The following is a 16242-nucleotide window of genomic DNA, read 5'->3' on the forward strand; positions in this document are numbered from 1 at the left end:
AGCACGACGACGCGGGAATTGCCGATGCGAGCGCCCGTCCAGGCCTCGCTCTCATGGGGAAGATGGGACACATGTCGAAACGCCATGCGATGATCATTGCCGTCGGCATGCTTGCGAGTGCCTCTGCGCTTGCTCAGACCGAGACCATTGGACAGGCCGGGCCCAAGCCGGCGACTGCGGCTGGCACGGTGCCGGCCACCGCCAATCCGGCCCACGCAGCCGCACCGAAAACTGCCGCGCCGGCGTCCGCTTCGACGGCAGAGAGCCGTTCGGCCGCGGCGCTCGCGCTGACGCATGAGCCGACCTATGACGAAGGATCCGCCCAGCGCATCAAGGATGCGGCGCTCAGCTATTCCGATCTGGCAGTGCGCGGCGGCTGGCCGGCGATCCCGGCAGACGCCAAATTCGCGGCCGGCGCCCAGGGCGCCAACGACGATCTCCTGCGCAAGCGGCTGATCGTCTCCGGCGATCTTGCCGCCGACAAGGCGAGCGGCGCCTTCGACCAGGATCTCGCGGACGCCGTGAAACGCTTCCAGGCCCGTCACGGCCTCGCGCCGACCGGGACGATGACGCCGCGCACGATCGCGGCGATGAACGTGCCGGTGCAAAAGCGCATCCGGCAGCTCGAGGCTTCGCTGCAGCGGCTCGAGAACATGAATTTCGGCTTCGGCCAGCGCTATGTCGTCGTCAACATCCCCGCCGCCTTCGCCGAAGCGGTCGAGAACGACGTCGTGGTAAGGCGTTATCGCGTGATCGTCGGCAAGACCGAAAAGCCCTCGCCGACGCTGACGGCCCAGATCAGCAGCGTCGTCCTCAATCCGACCTGGACGGTGCCCTCCTCGATCGCCAAGACCGAGATCTCCGCGCATATGCGCAAGGATCCCACCTATCTGTCGCGCATGCACATGGAGGTGCTCGACGCCCACGACAATCCGATCGACCCGAATTCGGTCGACTGGTCGGGCACGCATACGCCGAATTTTACCGTGCGCCAGCACAACGGCACGTTCAACGCGCTCGGCGCGGTCAAGATCGACATGCCGAATTCCTACTCGGTCTACATGCACGACACCAACCAGCGCAATCTGTTCAGCGATGACTACCGCTTCGATTCCCATGGCTGCTCGCGCGTCGACAATGTGCGCGATCTCGCCGCATGGCTCTTGAAGGACCAGCCGAAATGGAGCCGCGCCGCGATCGACGCGGAAATCGCCAGCGGCACGCATCTCGACGTCGCCATGGCGAAGAAGGTGCCGGTGGCCTGGATCTATCTCACGGCGTGGATGACCAAGGACCAGACCGTCCAGTTCCGCAACGACGTCTATAACCAGGACGAGCAGCTGCTGGAGGCGACCGCCGAAGAGGCGGCCTTCTTCAGCAATGCCGGCAGCCATCCGCTGACCGCGCACATGACGAGATAGACCGCGCCATGCAATCGCGGCACAGGCGACTGCAAAGCCACCTCCGCTGCCGCGGTTGACCTTGGCCTCGCCCCGGCCGAACATTGCACCTCGCCAACGAAAGCGAGCGCGATGTCCGACATGTCCAGCACGACCGAAATTCCCTACGCCGACGGCAAGATCCTCAAGCACACAGCCGGTGGCGTCGGCGTGATCACCTTCAACAATCCCGACAAGCGCAACGCGATGTCGCTGGAGATGTGGGAGGGATTTGGCGAGGCGCTGACAGCCTTGCGCGACGACGCTGCCGTGCGCGTCGTCATCCTGCGCGGCGCCGGCGGCAAGGCGTTCGTATCGGGCGCCGACATCAGCCAGTTCGAGAAGACGCGGCATAACGCCGCCGCTTCCGAGGAATATGGCAAACGCAGCGCCGCCCAGCGCGCGCTGCTCGCCGATTATCCCAAGCCGACCATTGCCTGCATCCAGGGCTTTTGTCTCGGCGGCGGCATGCAGGTGGCGATGCTCGCCGACATCCGCATCGCCTCCCATGGCAGCCAGTTCGGCATTCCCGCGGCGAAGCTCGGCATCGCCTACGGCTATGATGGCTTGAAGCACCTGGTGTCGCTGGTCGGACCGTCCTGGGCACGGCTCCTGGTGTACACGGGCATGCGCATCGATTCCACCGAAGCGCTGCGCATCGGGTTGGTCGAGCGCGTGGTTCCGGAGGATCAGCTCTGGGGCGAGACCATGGGCATCGCCGAAACGATCTCGCAAAATGCGCCACTCGCGATCAAGGCCGCCAAGCTCACCATTGCTCATGTGCTGAAGGACGAAAGCGCGCGCGACATGGATGCAATCAAGGCGGTCGGCACGGCTTGCATGGATAGTGCCGATTTTCGCGAGGGCCGGCAGGCCTTCATGGAGAAGCGCAAGCCGCAGTTCCAGGGACGGTGATTCCGTCATTGCCACGACGCGCAGCAACGACGGCAGGCAACGTGAACATGCATTCAGGAAGATTAAATTCCCACGCCGCTGCAACACCATAGCAACCAGCTGATTTGCTGGAAGTTCTCTCGCCATCAAGAGAGGGAGATTGCGATGAAACTCAAATTTGCCGTTGTTGTTCTGGCTGCCCTGGGCGGCGCAGCGCTCATGTCAGGACACGCACTGGCGGCGATGCCGAACGGCATTCCGCAGGCCGACCGTATCGCGAGCGGCCCGGCAGTCGACGTCGATCAGGTGCGCTGGGTCTGCAACCCCTCGGGTCGCTGCTTCCGGCGTCCGAACTATTATGGCGCCTACGGCTATTACGGCGGCCCGCGACGCTTCTACGGCCCACGTCCGTGGGGCTGGGGCCACCGCCACCACTGGCGTCGCTGGTGAACTACAAGGGGCCGCGAGGCCCCTCTTCCTTGACTACAGCGCCGCGAGCACCGCCTTCGTGATGTCGGCCGTGCCATTACTGCCACCGAACTCCATCGGCTTGAGGCCGCCGGCGTAGACCTTGTCCACGGCGCACTCGATTTGCTCGCCGGCCTCGGCCGCGGCCTCGACGCCGTGCTTGTCGGCGAGCCAGTCCAGCATCATTGCAGCCGACAGGATCATGCCGGTGGGATTGGCCTTGCCCTGCCCCATGATGTCGGGCGCGGTGCCGTGGCACGGCTGGAACACGGCGTACTTGTCGCCGATGTCGGCCGACGGCGCCATGCCGAGGCCGCCGATCAGGCTCGCGGTGATGTCGGAGACGATGTCGCCGAACATGTTCTCCATCACCATCACGTCGAAATCCCAGGGACGCTTCACCAGCATCGCCGAACAGGCATCGACATAGAGCCGGTCGATCTTCACCTCCGGATGACGCTTGGCGATCTCGTCGAAGATACCGCGGAAGAACGCAAAGGCCTTGAACACGTTCGCCTTGTCGACGCAGGCCAGCGCGCCGGGCTTGCCGCGCGCCTTGCGCCGCTCGGCGAGGCGAAACGAGAACTCGAACAGGCGCTCGGACGTCTTGCGCGTGATCACCATGGTCTCGCGCGCCTCCTCATGGGTGACGACGCCCTTGCCCATCGAGGCGAACAGGCCTTCGGTGGACTCCCTGATCACGACGAGATCGATGCCGCGCTGGTCGGCGCCGACGATCGGGCTCGGCACGCCCGGAATGAGACGCGCCGGGCGCACACCGGCATAGAGATCGAAGATGAAGCGCAACTCGATCTGCGGCGCGATCTCGGTGTTGTCGGGATAACGCACCGACGGCAGGCCGCAGGCGCCGAGCAGGATCGCGTCCGCCTTCTCGCACAGCTTGATGGTGGTGTCGGGCATCGACTTGCCGGTGGCGAGATAATGATTGGCGCCCGCCGGCGCCTCGGTGAAGCGGAAGCTCAAGCCGGATTTCGTCTCGATCTTGCGCAGGACTTCGATGGCCGGCGCCATGACTTCGGGACCGATGCCGTCACCGGCGAGCACGGCAATGTGGAAGGCGCTATTTGCGGACATCGGGTTCCGAATGAGGGAGAGAGACTCGTCATTGCGAGGAGCTCTTGCGACGAAGCAATCCAGACTGTGTCCGCGGAGGGATTCCTGGATTGCTTCACTACGCTCGCAATGACGGCGGATAGAGCGGATGTTACGGCGTCAGCACCGTACGACCAACCACCGCGCCCTGCTGCAGCTGCACCAGCGCGTCGTTGGCCTTCGCGAGCGGCTGCCGCGTCACGGGGATCGGCGCTATGTTCTTCGCGCGCACGAGATCGAGCAGCTCCTGCGTCTCGCGCAAATTGCCGACATAGCTGCCCTGGATCGTCACCGCCTTGATCGGGATCAGCGGCAGTGCCCAGGTCGCACCGCCGCCGAACAGGCCGACGATCACGAGCTTGCCTCCCTTGGTCAGGCAGTCGAAGCCGAGTTGCGTGGTGGCGGCGTTGCCGACCAGATCGAGCACGGCGCGGATGGGACCACCGGCTTTCTTGGCAAGCTGCTCCAGCGCGTCGGGCGCCTTGGGATCGACGGTCGCGAGCGCGCCGGCCTTCTCCGCGGCTTCGCGTTTCTTCGCGTCGATGTCGACCATGATCGCGCCCTTGCCGCCCATCGCCTTCAGAAGCGACAGTGCCATCAGGCCAAGTCCGCCGGCACCGAACATCACGATCGGCGTGTCGAAGTGCTGCTCGAGCTTCTTCAGCGCGCTGTAGGTCGTGACGCCCGAGCAGGCGTAGGGTGCAGCCGACGCGGGATCGAGGCCTCTAAGATTGAGCAAATAGCGCGGATGCGGCACCAGCATGTGGTCGGAATAGCCGCCGTCGCAATAGACGCCGAGCGAACGCGGTGTCAGGCACATGTTCTCGTCACCGGCGAGGCACGTTGCGCATTTGCCGCAGCCGATCCAGGGATAGACCAGGCCGACATCGCCGATCTTCACGTCGCCCTGGTCCGACGACTTCACGTCCGGGCCGAACGCCAGGACCTCGCCGACGGTCTCGTGCCCCATGGTCAGCGGCAGGTTGATGCCGCGGTCCTTCAGCGAGAGCGGCTTGCGGCCGTGGCCGAGATCGTAGCCGCCTTCCCAGATGTGGAGGTCGCTGTGGCAGACGCCGGCGGCCTTGACCTTGATAAGCACCTGCGTGCCGGACGGCTGCGGCGTCGCCTCGTCGAACTCCTGCAGCGGCGCCTTGAAATCGGCGACCTTGAAACTTTTCATTGGCGTCCTCCCGGATACTTTTCTTCTCGCCGCCACCATGGCATGAGCGGCAGGACGAGACAAACTCGGACCTGTCTAGTTTAGGCCGACGGATGATGGCAAGCCGACCATGTGCAAAGCCGCATTGCTTGCCGCACGAAGCTGTTCGTCGGCCTTGTCGTCAACCTTGCGCGGCTGTTTTGCCTGACGGAAGTGGCGCACCGTCGGTGAGCCCGACCTCCGCGCGCAGCCGGTCGGTGTGCTCGCCAAGCACGGCCATCGTCCTGGCCGGCGCCGTGTCGGCACCGGACATCCGGAACGGCAGATTGAGGACCTGGAACGTGCCGCCTTCGTCCTCCACAGACGAGAGCGCCTGACGATGCGTAAGCTGCGGATCGGCCAGTGCTTCGGACACAGTGCGGTAGGCCGACGCCGGCACGCCCGCCGCACCTAGCGCGACAAGACAGACATCGGTCGAGAGCTGCCGCGACCAGGCCTCGACACCGTCCATCAAGTCGGCCCAATGGTCGCGACGCGCGGCGTAGGTGGAGAAGCGCGGATCGGAGATCCATTCGGGGCGGCCGATCACGCCCATCAGTCCCTTAAACGTCTTTTCGCTTGCAACCGTGATCATGACATAACCGCTTGCCGTCTCAGTCGGGCCGAACATCGGGCGCGGCGGCGGCTTCACGGTGAACTGCGAGTTCTGCAACTCGATCAATGTCAGCGTCAGCATCGATTCCAGCATGGAAACGTCAATGTGCTGGCCGAGCCCGGTCAGGGTGCGCTGGTAGAGCGCCGACGCGATCGCGCCAAATCCGTAGGTGCCGGTGACGACGTCGGCATGGTAGATGCCGCAATAATCCGGGCGGCTGCGGCCGGGCTGGTAGGCGAGATGCGCCATATCGTAGCCGGAGGCTGCATGGATCACCGGCGCATAGGCCGGCAGCTCGGCCGACGGGCCGCTCTGGCCGTAGCCCGAGATCGAGCAGTAGATCAGCTTCGGGTTGACGGCGCGCAGTCTGTCATAGTCGAGCCGCAGCCGATGCATCACGCCGGGGCGAAAATTCTCGACCAGGATGTCGGCGGTCGCGGCCAGCCGGCGGACCGCCTCCTTGCCGTCCTCGGACTTGAGGTCGAGCACGACGCTCTTCTTGCCGACGTTGAGCTGGCCGAAAACGGTGCTGCAGCCCTTGCGTAGCGGCGGCCGGGTCCGCATCGTCTCGCCGCCGTCGGTCTCGATCTTGATGACCTCGGCGCCCATGTCGGCGAGCATCCGCGCACAATGGGGACCGGCGATCGTGGTCGAAAAATCCAGGACCCTGAGGCTGGCGAAGGCCTTTGTCGTGGTCCTCTCATGCTTATCTGATAGCTGCATGCCTGCTTCGTCCTCGAGTCACTTAGGAACTTATCGAAGTTCTCTGTTGTTAGTGCGCCGACCCTAGAGGGCGGCGGCTGAGTAGGAAAGTCTTTACCGAACAGACACGTCTCGCGGGCGGGCTTGGGAATTCCAGGGCAACTGGACCCGTTCTTGCATAGCAGCAATCGGGCTCCGGCAGAGGGCAGCAGTTCTTGAGGGTCTTGTTCGTTACGACAGAAATGGACGACTTTGTCCGCGTCGGCGGACTTGGAGCCGTTTCCGCTGCGCTCCCCCGAGCCCTTCGTCCTTTCGCCGACATCCGGGTCATGTTGCCCGGCTATCGCGACATCATCGAACAACTCACGCATATTCAAGTCGTTGGCCGCTGTCCGCCTTTTGCGGAGATGCCGGCCTGCTCGCTCGGCCGCGCCGCGACCAAGGACGGCCTGCCGGTCTATGTGCTGTTGTGCTCGCAACTCTACGACCGGCCCGGCAACCCCTATGGCGACGAGTCCGGGCGCGACTGGCCCGACAACGACATCCGTTTCGCGCGCTTTGCCTCGGCCGCCGCTGAGCTGGCCATGGGCACGCTGGACAAGGATTGGGCAGCAGACCTGATCCATGCCAATGACTGGCAGGCTTCGCTCGTGCCGGCCTACCTCTCCTGGCGCGGCTCCAAGCTGCCGTCGATCCTGACCATTCACAACCTCGCCTATCAGGGCCTCTTCCCGAAGGATTCGCTGCGGCGGATCGGCGCACCGGAGAGCTCCTTTCACATCGACGGCGTCGAGTTCTACGACCAGCTCTCCTTCCTCAAGGCCGGGCTGGTCTACGCCTCGCATCTCACCACCGTCAGCGGCACCTACGCGCGGGAGATCACCACGGATGAATTCGGCTGCGGTCTCGAAGGTCTGCTTCGGGTCCGCTCGGACGCGGCCGAGCTCACCGGCATCCTCAACGGCATCGACGAGAGCTGGGACCCGCGTTCCTGCGCCCAGCTTGCCCAGCAGTTCGGCGCCGGCGACTGGATCGGCAAGAAGGCCAATGCCGACTATGTGCGTAAGCAGTTCGGGCTTGCGGTGTCGCGCGGCCCGATGTTCGGCATCGTCGCCCGGCTGGTGCACCAGAAGGGCATCGACCTCGTGCTGGCGGCGGCCGACGAGATCGTCGATGCCGGCGGGCAGATCGTGGTCACCGGCTCCGGCGAGCCGGCACTCGAGCAGGCGCTGATCGACGCGCATCGCCGGCGGCCTGACGCGATCGGGGTCGTGATCGGCTTCAACGAGGCCCAGGCGCGCCGCATCTTCGCCGGTAGCGACTTCACATTGATGCCGTCACGCTTCGAGCCCTGCGGGCTCAGCCAGATGTACGCTCAGCGCTTCGGCTCGCTGCCGATCGGCCACCAGACCGGCGGCCTCGCCGAGACCATCACCGACGGCGAAACCGGCTTCCTGTTCTCAAAACCTTCGCACGAATCCTTCCTCGGCGGCGTCCGCCGGGCGTTCTCCGCCTTCATGGCGCAGGACCAACTCGACACCATGCGTCGCAGCGCGATGGGACGGTCGTTCTCCTGGAGCATCCCGGCCGGCAGCTACAACGCGCTGTACCGGAAGCTGGCGGCGGTGTGAGCGCCACTCCATCTCCCGTCACCCTGAGGTGGCCGCTTCTTCAGCGGCCCTCGAAGGGCGACGGCCCGGCTGCAGCAACGGGGCCGTGCATCCTTCGAGGCTCCCCTTGCGATGCAGTCGCATCGCAAGCCTCGCACCTCAGGATGACGGGGTTAGGGGCGGAGCACTTCGTTCCTTGCCGCGCCGATCCATCTGCGGGCGGCCGATCCAGATCCTGTTGAGGCACCGCGTCATCCAGTCGGGCTGCGGCTCGCCGCGCAGCCGCGCTTGCGCTTCCTGGTAGGGACCGACGTAGCGCAGCCGGTCTGGCAATCTTGGATAGACCCGCCGTATCCATCGCAGCGCGTTCTCGGCGGATATCGTGTCGCGCTCATCAAGCTCGAACCCGAATCCCACACGCAGGCGTTCCGGCAGCAGGCTTCCCGTGAGCGCGCGATACCAGCGCGGCGGACGCAACCACGGGCGCGCGCCACCAAAGATCTGCGCGGCAATCTCGCGCGCCGCCGGACTGACAGTCAGCGTGTCTGATTGCGCCATCGCCGCCGTGTAGGCCGCGAAGCCCGACCAGTCCGCCGGCAGATCGTGCGCCGTCAATCCGAACAGGGCACCGAACAGCTGGCTCTCGGTCCAGTAGCGTTCGCGCTCCTCCGCCGAGAGCGGCGGCAAAACCAGATCGTGCGCCATCAGCGCGGTCTCGACCAGCGTTGCATGAACCCAGCGCAGCGACGAGATATCGTTGGCACAGTAGCGCGAGCCTGCCGCGAACGGACCGACGGTCTCCGGCATCTCGCCGACGATCATGCTGTGGCGCCGGTGCAATTGCCGCGACGATAACAGCGCGCGGTCAAGCGAGCCGAACACCATGGCAAAGACGATGTCGAAGGTACGGTGAAATCGTCCGATCGGATCAGCAAAGGTTTTCGAATGCTCGGCGATGGCGGCGGCGACCCAGGGATGCGCCAGCTGCAGCAACAGCGCGCGACCGGCGCCGAGAAAGATCACGGCCTCGCGGTCGATCTGCCAGGTCACCGTGTCAGGGCCGAACACGCCGGCAACCGGTCCCGCCGCATCGGCGCGGACGTGATCGAGGGCAGATTCCAGATCTCTCTCAGCGACCAATTGCAAGGCCTCGCGACGAAGACAGCGGGCGACAATAACCCGGACTGACTTCCCGTGAAATCGTCACTGCGAGAAGCAATGACGGACGAAGCCCTTACTCCGCCGCAATCGGCATGACGTCCATATGTTCGTGCAGCACCACGCCCGCGAGCGGATCGAACTCGCCAACCCACGGCCTTCGCTCCAGCACGGACTTGGTGTGCGAATAGCCGGCATCCCAGCGCCGCATGATGCCGGACGGACTGAAGTCGATATCCTTGGTGTGGCTCTCGCGGTCGAGCTGCGGCGCAAGCAGGCGCACGACATGCATCCTGGTCGGGCAGCCGTAGCTGGTCAACTCCCTCACGGCCGGATCGCTGCGCTCGCCCTCGGGCAGTCGCGCGGCGAGCTGGTTGATGACGTGGCGCAGGCGATGGGCTTGCTGCTGGCGCGCGATCTGGCTCGCGATCCGGCTGGAATATTGCACATCCTTGTGCCGGTTCAGCACCTCCGCCATGGTGGTCGGCTCGGCGCCGACGGGGTTCCATAGGTGTACGGCGAAGATCAGCGAGTCCTTGCGCGGATTGTCGTCGAAGACCGCTTCCGTCGGCGTGTTGGACAGGATGCCGCCGTCCCAATAGAGCTCGCCGTCGATGCGCACGGCCGGAAACGCCGGCGGCAGCGCGCCTGACGCCATGACATGCTTCACCGTCAGCTCGCCGTCGCGGCTGTCGAAATAGCGCATCTGGCTACTGCGGACGTGAGCGGCACCGACCGTCAATCGTGGCGCGCAGCGATTGATCCGGCCGAAATCGACGAGCTCGAGCAGCGTCCGCTCCAGCGGCGCCGTCGAATAGAAGCCCGCGTGATCGGCTCCGAGCGGATAGGAATCGCCCGCATGCGCCAATGGATTGGGGCGAAAGAAACCGGGAATGCCGTGGGTCACGGTCGACCAATAGGCGAGCTTTTCGTTGAAGCCGGGAAACGCGGTGCGCAGATTCCAGACCGGATTTTGCTCCATTCGTTTCCAGAACTCCTTCAGGCGCTGCAGCCGCTGATCAGGCGCGTTGCCCGCAATGAGGCAGGCATTGATGGCGCCGATCGAGGTGCCGATGATCCAGTCCGGCTCGATGCCGGCCTCGTGCAGTGCTTGGTACACCCCGGCCTGATAGGACCCGAGCGCACCGCCGCCCTGAAGCACCAGCACCACCTGGCCGGGCAGATCCTTCGACGCGCTGGTATCGCGCTTCACACCGTTCATATCCTGCTCCCTGAGAGCCCGTATCCTTGCCATGTTCGTTCCTCGCGATCGTTTGTTACGCACTCGCCTTCAATGCGCGGTCCAGCCTCCGTCGACGGGCAACGCAATACCGGTGATCGTGGCCGCCGCATCGGTCGACAGGAACACGGCGAGCGCGCCGAGCTCTTCGACCGTCGAGAAGCGCTTGTTCGGCTGCTGCGCCAGCAGCACATCGTGGATCACCTGGTCGCGCGAGATGCCGTGTGCTTTCGCCTGCCCGTCGATCTGCGCCTCGACCAGCGGCGTGTAGACGTAACCGGGGCAGATCGCGTTGCAGGTGATGCCTTCTTCAGCCGTCTCCAGCGCGGTCACCTTGGTGAGCCCGACGATGCCGTGTTTGGCGGCGACATAGGCGGCCTTGAACGGTGATCCGACCAGGCCATGGCTCGAGGAAATGTTGATGATCCGGCCAAACCCATTCTTGCGCATGGCCGGCAGCGCAACTCGGGTGGTGTGGAAGGCCGACGACAGGTTGATCGCCAGGATCTGGTCCCACTTCTCGACCGGGAATTGATCGAGGGGCGCCACATGCTGGATGCCGGCATTGTTGACGAGGATGTCGAGCCGGCCGCATTGGGCTATGGTGGCCGCAATCATCTCCGCGATGGATTTTGGCCTCGTCATGTCCGCCGGCGAGAAGCTGGCGTTGACGCCGAAATCGGCGGAGATCTGCTCGCGCGTCCTGCCGATCTCGTCAGCGGCGCCGAGGCCGTTCAGCACGATGTCGGCGCCGGCCGCGGCAAGCGCTCGGGCGATGCCGAGCCCGATACCGCTGGTCGAACCGGTCACCAGCGCAATCTTGCCGGCGAGCGCGCGTGAGGATACCGAGGTCTGTGGTTTGACCGGAATATTCATGGTGCAAATCCCTCCAATGAGGCCCGCGCCGCGCGGACCCTGGCTTTCGCCAACTCTGGGGGATGACCCATTCCTAAGGAAATGCCCGTTGGCTTCCGAAACCATGCCCGCGCGCTATCACGGTCGGGATGTCATTCGCCTGCCTAATCGGTTAGGTTCCGGTCGGTTTTGCCAGGAGCCGATCCATGGAAATGCACCAGGTCCGCTATTTCCTCGCGGTGGCGCAACTCTTGAACTTCACGCGTGCCGCCGAGGACTGCAACGTGACGCAGCCTTCGCTGACGCGTGCGATCAAGCAGCTCGAGGCCGAGCTCGGCGGCGATCTGTTTCGCCGCGAACGCCCCGCGGCGCAATTGACCGAGCTCGGCCAGCGCATGCATCCGCTGCTGAAGCAATGCTATGATGCCGCCGCCGGTGCGCGTTCGCTCGCCTCCTCGTTTCGAAGCGGCGAGATCGGCGCCCTGAGGGTCGCCCTGACGCATTCGATCGATCTGGCGCTGCTCATCCCGCACCTCAACGAAATCAAACGACAGTTCAACCGGCTCGAACTCCGTTTCCTGCGCGGCTCGAGCCGCGAGGTCGGCGAATTCCTGAAAAAGGGCGAAGCCGAACTCGGCATCGCCGCCGAGATCGACGAAGCCTGGGATCGTCTCGACGTCTGGCCGCTGTTCACCGAACCTTTCGAGCTCGTCGTCAGCAAAGAGAATCGGCTCGCCGAGTGCAGCAGCATCGAATTGGATGATCTCCGCGCCGAGCAATTGCTCGTCCGCAACTATTGCGAGCACGCCAAGCGTATCGGGGCGAGCCTTCGCGAACACGGCATCGACTTCGATCGCGGCCACGAAATTTCCAGCGAACGCGACCTGATCGAACTGATCGAGGCCGATATCGGCGTCGCCATGCTGCCGCACACCTCACCGGTCCCGGACAGCCTGAAGCGCACCGCCGTCTCAGGGCTGGACGCGCGGCGCACCGTCAATCTCTATGGCGTCGCGGGCCGCCAGCGCACGGCGGTCGCCAACGCCGTGATGCGCATGCTGCGCGGCGCGGACTGGCGACCGATTGCGGGATAGTGTTGCGGGCTGCTGTCCCCTACGGGAAGGAACAGAGCTCACCTCGCACGAAGCTCAGTGTTCACGGCTCGCGCTTTCGAGCGCCTCGAGCAGATCGTCAATCTCCATGCGCTTGCGGAAATCAGGATCGACGAAGCGGGCTTTCACGAGACCATTGCGGCCGACCACGAATACGGCGGGGATCGGCAACATCCACCCATCGTTGCCGTGAAATCTCGCCATGTCCTGGTAGGACAGCAGCTGCTGGATCTCCGTCCCGAGCCAGATCGCCAGGTTGAGAGACAACGCATAGCCGTTATCGAGATCGGTAAGCACCGGGAACGGCGCACTCGAATCAGCTTTGAATACGCCGGTGAACTCCTGCGTTTCCGGCATGATCGCCACGATCTGCGCGCCCATTGCCGCGATGCGATCCTGCGCCTGGATCACGGCGCGGACATTGAGCCGGCAATAGGGACACCAATGGCCGCGGAAGAACATTACCGCGACCGGGCCGTTCGTCAGTAGCGACGGCAGCGAGACCAGCCGTCCGGTCTCGTCAGGCAGCATGAAAGGCGGCATTGCCTCGCCTGGTCGCGGCGCGTTATCGCCGCCGCCGTTCTGGCCTAGCCTTGTGACGAGGCGGTCGACGGCTTCGCCATACGCCGGAAAGATTTCACGCCCCGCATCTGCATAGGCGCGGAGTTGCTCGTTCAGCGGGCCCTCCATGTCCCGACAGCGTTGGAAGGCGACCTTGAGCCGTTCGGCATCGGTTGTCGAAAGGGCAGTCATTTTGCGCTCCGGCTTTCGGTTCCAATACTAGTTTCCTGGTCCGGCCGTCCGCAAGGGGCGGCCGCTACGCGGGGATCGACCTAGTTCACGTAGAAATTGCCGGTCGGATCGAGCCGACCAGCGACCCATCGTCCATGAAGAAGACGGTATGCTCAGGCACCTTCTTGGCGTTCTTCATCATGGACTCATGGTTCTTCTCGGTCGAGGCCATGGCCATCGCCGACATCTTGCCGGGCCCACCATAGATGTAGGCCATGCCGGCCTTGAAATCCCAGGCGGCTTCCGAGAAGGCAGATGTGGCGATAACCGCGAACGCGGCGGTGGCAATGAGAGTCTTGGACAGTTTCGTCATGAGATGTTTCTCCGGATTGACGTAAACGCCCGCCAATCGGACGCCCTGCCATCGAACGGCGGAAGCCGCCAAGGCGGAAATGCCGATCCACAATCGGTTCGATAGCCGCTGCCTATCGCGCCACCATAGCGGTCGGCTATCGCGTTCAGAGGCGTTTCGCATTTCACTCCGCCGAGCGCCGCGTCCATCCTGGCTGCGATCCAAGCTGCCACTCACGGGAGGACCGCCATGAGCCGTCACATCGCATCGCGTGTTGCCACTTTCGCCACCTCGCTTCTGCTGCTGTTCCTGCTGCTATCGGCCGCAACATCGGTTGCGCGAGCCGATAGCGATGACGGCATTGTCCGCGTCAAAAGCGCGATCCCTTTGTCGGAGGCGATCAGTCGCATCAAGGCCGATATTGCGGCAAAGGGCATCAAATTCTTCTTCGAAGTCGATCAGTCCAAGCTTGCTTCCGACGCCGGAATCAAGCTTCGCCCCTCCACCCTGCTCGTCTTCGGCAATCCGCCGCTAGGCACCCAGTTCATCACCGCCAACCCCAACGCCGGACTCGACTGGCCGGTCCGCCTGCTGTTGACCCAGGACGACAATGGCGACGTCTGGGCCGTGTGGACCGATTTCGACTGGATCGCAAGGCGGCACAACATCCGAAATCGCGAGGCGCAGTTCAAGATGGCGACCATGGTCGTCAAGTCCATCACGGCCACCATCACCGTCAGATAACGAGGGTCCCATGGTGCGCCAAACATTCGATGTCGTCATCCTCGGCGGCGGAAACGCAGGCATCGGCGTGACCGGCCCCGTCCGGCGTGCCGGCCTCTCGGTCGCGATGATCGAGCCGCTCGATCTCGGTGGCACCTGTCCGAATCGCGGTTGCACGCCGAAGAAGGTCCTCGTCGCCGCCGGTCAGGTGCTGCACGACATCGAGCGTGCTGCCGCTCATCATATCGCGGTCGGCAAGCCCAGGCTCGACTGGGCGGCGCTGATCGAGCGCGAGAAGAACATGATCAAGGATATCCCCGCCAACCTCGCCCGCACGATGGCGCGTCGCGAGGTCGAAGTGATCAAGGGGTATGGTGCCTTCGTTGCACCCAACACCATCCGCGTCGGCGATCGCGTGCTCGAGGCCAAACACGTCGTTGTCGCGACGGGCTCGAAGCCGCGGCCGCTACCGATCCCCGGCGCCGAGTACATGGTCACCTCGGACGCGATATTGAGTGATCGCGACTTGCCGGCTTCGGTTATCTTTATCGGCGGCGGCGTAATCTCCCTGGAATTCGCCCACATCTACGCGCGCGCCGGCGCAGCAGTGACGATTCTCGAGGGACTGGCGCAGCTCCTGCCGGCAATGGACACCGATGCGGTTGCCCAACTGGCGATGGAGAGCGAACGCATCGGCATCAAGATCCGGACCGGCGTCAGCGTGCAGACGATCGAGCGGACCGGCAACGGGTTCAGGGTGGTCTTTGCCCAAGACGGGGTCGAGCGGGCGGTCGAGGCGGATCGTGTAGTCAACGGTGCCGGCCGGGTGGCCAATACCGATTCCCTGGACCTTGCGGCCGGTCAGGTCGAACACGCAAACGGACGAATCTCGGTCGACTGCCACTTGCGTTCGACCTCAAATCCTCGGGTTCATGTCTGCGGCGATGCCGTACCGATCTCGCCACAACTTTCGCCGGTTGCTACCTACGAAGGCGACATCGTAGGCCGCAACATCGTCGACGGACCACGACATGCGCCCGACTACGCGGGCATGGCCACGGCGGTCTACACCGTACCGACGCTTGCTGCCGTCGGTCTGACCGAAGCGGCGGCACGGCAGAACGAATCCGCCATCGAGGTCCACGTCCACGACATGCGCGACTGGTTCTCGGCACGGTCCTATGCCGAGACCGTCGCCTGGTCGAAAGTGATCGTCGATCGCGCCACCGACCGTGTGATCGGCGCGCACCTTGTCGGCCACGCCGGCCAGGAGCTCATCAATATCTTCGGGCTTGCGATCAAGTTTGGCATCACGGCGAGCCAGATCCGCGACAACGTCTATGCCTATCCGACCTTCTCCGCCGACATCAAGCACATGCTCGGACGCACATAGCGGCTCGCTATGGTTTCGAGAGAGACACGGCATTTCAACGAACACATGATCTCGAAGAAACTGAGATCATAGCCGACGGCATTCGAGGTCGCGGCCAATAGAGGAGACTTCCCGATGTTCAACACTATCGAACTTTCCCGCGCAAGCTGGCTGGGACTTGCGGTCGCCGGCGCTTTGACGCTCTCGGCACAGCCCATCTTCGCAGGCGAATGCCCGGCCGACAAGATCAAGCCGAACGCGCACCAGATGGTCGACTACAAGCCGGTCGGCGTCACCGATACGACGCTCGGCGCGATCGACCTCGGCAAGCAGCCGGCGCATATCGAAGGTCGCGAGCTGCGCTTCCGCAAGCTGACCATCGAGCCCGGTGGCATCGTGCCCTGGCACAGCCATGACGACCGCCCTGCCCTGATCTTCGTGCAGCAGGGCGAGATCGTCGAATATGCCTCCAACTGCGTCGATCCGATCGTGCACAAGGCCGGCGACATCCGCCCGGAGGTGTCCGGCACCTCGCACTGGTGGAAGAACCTCGGCAAGGAAACGGTCATTCTCTATGTCGGCGACGTCCGCAAGGACCCGCACGACCACAACATGTAGCGGGTGCGCGACCCCAGCGCACGCGTGACGGAATGTGGCG

16 protein-coding genes are annotated in these 16242 nt (G+C 64.2%); 8 read left to right on the forward strand and 8 right to left on the reverse strand.

The features are described from left to right. The first annotated feature begins 71 nt into the window (after positions 1-71). The 3 genes from AC0L2J_RS20355 to AC0L2J_RS20365 all read left to right on the forward strand — a co-directional run bounded on the left by AC0L2J_RS20355 (position 72) and on the right by AC0L2J_RS20365 (position 2783). Complete coding sequence (locus tag AC0L2J_RS20355; RefSeq protein WP_473393541.1) at positions 72-1421, forward strand: L,D-transpeptidase family protein; 1350 nt, start codon at positions 72-74, stop codon at positions 1419-1421. A 111-nt stretch (positions 1422-1532) separates the two neighbouring features. Beyond that, entirely contained in the window at positions 1533-2354 is an 822-nt protein-coding gene (locus AC0L2J_RS20360) for an enoyl-CoA hydratase (protein ID WP_473393545.1), read from the forward strand. 144 nt (positions 2355-2498) lie between these two features. Next, complete coding sequence (locus AC0L2J_RS20365; protein WP_473393549.1) at positions 2499-2783, forward strand: hypothetical protein; 285 nt, start codon at positions 2499-2501, stop codon at positions 2781-2783. A gap of 33 nt (positions 2784-2816) precedes the next feature. Here AC0L2J_RS20365 and AC0L2J_RS20370 read toward each other — a convergent pair whose 3' ends face one another. The 3 genes from AC0L2J_RS20370 to AC0L2J_RS20380 form a co-directional block, all read right to left on the reverse strand. Beyond that, complete coding sequence (locus AC0L2J_RS20370) at positions 2817-3896, reverse strand: isocitrate/isopropylmalate dehydrogenase family protein (protein WP_473393552.1); 1080 nt, start codon at positions 3894-3896, stop codon at positions 2817-2819. A gap of 130 nt (positions 3897-4026) precedes the next feature. Then, a complete protein-coding gene (locus AC0L2J_RS20375; RefSeq protein WP_473247637.1) occupies positions 4027-5094 on the reverse strand; it encodes an alcohol dehydrogenase in 1068 nt (355 codons plus the stop codon). Between the two features lie 160 nt (positions 5095-5254). Continuing rightward, positions 5255-6451 (reverse strand): CaiB/BaiF CoA transferase family protein, encoded by a 1197-nt coding sequence (locus tag AC0L2J_RS20380; RefSeq protein ID WP_473393556.1) that lies wholly within the window; start codon positions 6449-6451, stop codon positions 5255-5257. Positions 6452-6645: 194 nt separating this feature from the next. On the opposite strand from AC0L2J_RS20380, the gene glgA reads away from it, so the two are divergent. Continuing rightward, the gene (glgA, locus tag AC0L2J_RS20385; protein ID WP_473393560.1) at positions 6646-8061 is read left to right on the forward strand and encodes a glycogen synthase GlgA; all 1416 of its coding nucleotides are present in this window, start codon (positions 6646-6648) and stop codon (positions 8059-8061) included. Positions 8062-8199: 138 nt separating this feature from the next. On the opposite strand, the gene AC0L2J_RS20390 is transcribed toward glgA, so the two are convergent. The 3 genes from AC0L2J_RS20390 to AC0L2J_RS20400 form a co-directional block, all read right to left on the reverse strand. Then, the gene (locus AC0L2J_RS20390; RefSeq protein WP_473393563.1) at positions 8200-9180 is read right to left on the reverse strand and encodes an oxygenase MpaB family protein; all 981 of its coding nucleotides are present in this window, start codon (positions 9178-9180) and stop codon (positions 8200-8202) included. A gap of 94 nt (positions 9181-9274) precedes the next feature. After that, positions 9275-10420, reverse strand: coding sequence for a patatin-like phospholipase family protein (locus tag AC0L2J_RS20395; protein ID WP_088931000.1), 1146 nt, complete (start codon positions 10418-10420; stop codon positions 9275-9277). A gap of 69 nt (positions 10421-10489) precedes the next feature. Further along, entirely contained in the window at positions 10490-11314 is an 825-nt protein-coding gene (locus tag AC0L2J_RS20400) for a 3-hydroxybutyrate dehydrogenase (RefSeq protein WP_063993254.1), read from the reverse strand. Positions 11315-11499: 185 nt separating this feature from the next. Here AC0L2J_RS20400 and AC0L2J_RS20405 point away from each other — a divergent pair, with 185 nt between their 5' ends. Next, entirely contained in the window at positions 11500-12387 is an 888-nt protein-coding gene (locus AC0L2J_RS20405; protein WP_063993255.1) for a LysR family transcriptional regulator, read from the forward strand. A gap of 54 nt (positions 12388-12441) precedes the next feature. Here AC0L2J_RS20405 and AC0L2J_RS20410 read toward each other — a convergent pair whose 3' ends face one another. Together AC0L2J_RS20410 and AC0L2J_RS20415 are read right to left on the reverse strand one after the other, a co-directional pair. Continuing rightward, entirely contained in the window at positions 12442-13158 is a 717-nt protein-coding gene (locus AC0L2J_RS20410) for a peroxiredoxin-like family protein (RefSeq protein ID WP_007607695.1), read from the reverse strand. A gap of 85 nt (positions 13159-13243) precedes the next feature. Next, positions 13244-13510, reverse strand: coding sequence for a hypothetical protein (locus tag AC0L2J_RS20415; protein ID WP_007607694.1), 267 nt, complete (start codon positions 13508-13510; stop codon positions 13244-13246). Positions 13511-13738: 228 nt separating this feature from the next. Between AC0L2J_RS20415 and AC0L2J_RS20420 the strand changes: the two genes are divergently transcribed. From AC0L2J_RS20420 to AC0L2J_RS20430, 3 genes are all read left to right on the forward strand, one after another. Beyond that, positions 13739-14233, forward strand: a complete 495-nt coding sequence (locus AC0L2J_RS20420; RefSeq protein WP_473393573.1) for a DUF302 domain-containing protein — start codon at positions 13739-13741, stop codon at positions 14231-14233. Positions 14234-14243: 10 nt separating this feature from the next. Then, complete coding sequence (locus tag AC0L2J_RS20425; RefSeq protein WP_473393576.1) at positions 14244-15605, forward strand: dihydrolipoyl dehydrogenase family protein; 1362 nt, start codon at positions 14244-14246, stop codon at positions 15603-15605. A gap of 114 nt (positions 15606-15719) precedes the next feature. Next, a complete protein-coding gene (locus AC0L2J_RS20430) occupies positions 15720-16202 on the forward strand; it encodes a cupin domain-containing protein (protein ID WP_007607691.1) in 483 nt (160 codons plus the stop codon). Positions 16203-16242: the final 40 nt, after the last annotated feature.

The sequence above is a fragment of the Bradyrhizobium sp. MV1.5 genome (genome assembly GCF_055807615.1).

What these genes read in the sequence shown, in the direction of transcription:
- AC0L2J_RS20355 (WP_473393541.1), top strand. Translation starts at nt 72, where the DNA reads ATGTCGAAACGCCATGCGATGATCATTGCCGTCGGCATGCTTGCGAGT.
- AC0L2J_RS20360 (WP_473393545.1), top strand. Translation starts at nt 1,533, where the DNA reads ATGTCCGACATGTCCAGCACGACCGAAATTCCCTACGCCGACGGCAAG.
- AC0L2J_RS20365 (WP_473393549.1), top strand. Translation starts at nt 2,499, where the DNA reads ATGAAACTCAAATTTGCCGTTGTTGTTCTGGCTGCCCTGGGCGGCGCA.
- AC0L2J_RS20370 (WP_473393552.1), bottom strand. Translation starts at nt 3,896, where the DNA reads ATGTCCGCAAATAGCGCCTTCCACATTGCCGTGCTCGCCGGTGACGGC.
- AC0L2J_RS20375 (WP_473247637.1), bottom strand. Translation starts at nt 5,094, where the DNA reads ATGAAAAGTTTCAAGGTCGCCGATTTCAAGGCGCCGCTGCAGGAGTTC.
- AC0L2J_RS20380 (WP_473393556.1), bottom strand. Translation starts at nt 6,451, where the DNA reads ATGCAGCTATCAGATAAGCATGAGAGGACCACGACAAAGGCCTTCGCC.
- AC0L2J_RS20395 (WP_088931000.1), bottom strand. Translation starts at nt 10,420, where the DNA reads ATGAACGGTGTGAAGCGCGATACCAGCGCGTCGAAGGATCTGCCCGGC.
- AC0L2J_RS20400 (WP_063993254.1), bottom strand. Translation starts at nt 11,314, where the DNA reads ATGAATATTCCGGTCAAACCACAGACCTCGGTATCCTCACGCGCGCTC.
- AC0L2J_RS20405 (WP_063993255.1), top strand. Translation starts at nt 11,500, where the DNA reads ATGGAAATGCACCAGGTCCGCTATTTCCTCGCGGTGGCGCAACTCTTG.
- AC0L2J_RS20410 (WP_007607695.1), bottom strand. Translation starts at nt 13,158, where the DNA reads ATGACTGCCCTTTCGACAACCGATGCCGAACGGCTCAAGGTCGCCTTC.
- AC0L2J_RS20415 (WP_007607694.1), bottom strand. Translation starts at nt 13,510, where the DNA reads ATGACGAAACTGTCCAAGACTCTCATTGCCACCGCCGCGTTCGCGGTT.
- AC0L2J_RS20420 (WP_473393573.1), top strand. Translation starts at nt 13,739, where the DNA reads ATGAGCCGTCACATCGCATCGCGTGTTGCCACTTTCGCCACCTCGCTT.
- AC0L2J_RS20425 (WP_473393576.1), top strand. Translation starts at nt 14,244, where the DNA reads ATGGTGCGCCAAACATTCGATGTCGTCATCCTCGGCGGCGGAAACGCA.
- AC0L2J_RS20430 (WP_007607691.1), top strand. Translation starts at nt 15,720, where the DNA reads ATGTTCAACACTATCGAACTTTCCCGCGCAAGCTGGCTGGGACTTGCG.